The organism is Virgibacillus sp. LDC1 (assembly GCF_025792345.1).
In the GTDB taxonomy this organism is placed as follows: Bacteria; Bacillota; Bacilli; order Paenibacillales; family Paenibacillaceae; genus Paenibacillus_AQ; species Paenibacillus_AQ lautus.
Genome location: NZ_JAOXLZ010000015.1, coordinates 1 through 786, shown reverse-complemented (window position 1 = coordinate 786; position 786 = coordinate 1). Strand labels below are relative to the sequence as shown.

General features: G+C 49.7%; 2 tRNA genes and 2 rRNA genes. All 4 read right to left on the bottom strand.

Going from position 1 to position 786, the window contains the following annotated elements:
- A 23S ribosomal RNA gene (locus OHJ21_RS32925) occupies positions 1 to 191 on the bottom strand; the annotation flags it as partial.
- A 220-nt stretch (positions 192 to 411) separates the two neighbouring features.
- Positions 412 to 487 (bottom strand) — tRNA-Ala (locus OHJ21_RS32920).
- A gap of 93 nt (positions 488 to 580) precedes the next feature.
- A tRNA-Ile gene (locus OHJ21_RS32915) sits at positions 581 to 657 on the bottom strand.
- 11 nt (positions 658 to 668) lie between these two features.
- Positions 669 to 785: ribosomal RNA gene (rrf, locus tag OHJ21_RS32910) — 5S ribosomal RNA — on the bottom strand.
- Position 786 lies beyond the last annotated feature (1 nt).

The following is a 786-nucleotide window of genomic DNA, read 5'->3' as shown; positions in this document are numbered from 1 at the left end:
CTGGGTATGCCTCCTCGCATCCTATGTATTCAGATACGGGTAACTAGCTATTACACTAGCTGGGTTTCCCCATTCGGACATCCCCGGATCGAAGCTTGCTTACAGCTCCCCGAGGCAGTATCGTTGTTCGCCACGTCCTTCTTCGGCTCCTAGCGCCTAGGCATCCTCCGTGTGCTCTTAGTAGCTTAACCAATCGCTTCGGTTATGTGGATCAAAGATCCCAAAACCTTCGCTGCTACTTTTTATTAAACTTGTTGACACAAGTTCAGCTAAAAGGATATTTCTAATTGCGCAAATTCGTTTCGTTATCTAGTTTTCAAGGATCAACCCCAGTCTTTCGACCGGAAGATTATCATATCACATGATATCTTGCAGTTCAACCTGCAATTTATGGAAGCGATATGAAGTTTATGGTGGAGCCAAGGGGGATCGAACCCCTGACCTCCTGCGTGCAAGGCAGGCGCTCTCCCAGCTGAGCTATAGCCCCATAATTCACCCCAAAAGTGAAATATGGCTTCGAGGTTTATTCCGATTACTCACCGGATGCCTCGCCACTTACCTTATGAAGTTAGTATTTATATGGTGGGCCCTAGTGGACTCGAACCACCGACCTCACCCTTATCAGGGGTGCGCTCTAACCAGCTGAGCTAAGGGCCCATATAAAATACGCTTGGCGACGTCCTACTCTCCCGGGACCCTTCGGTCCAAGTACCATCGGCGCTGGAAGGCTTAACGGTCGTGTTCGGTATGGGTACGCGTGGAACCCTTCCGCTATCGCCACCAAAC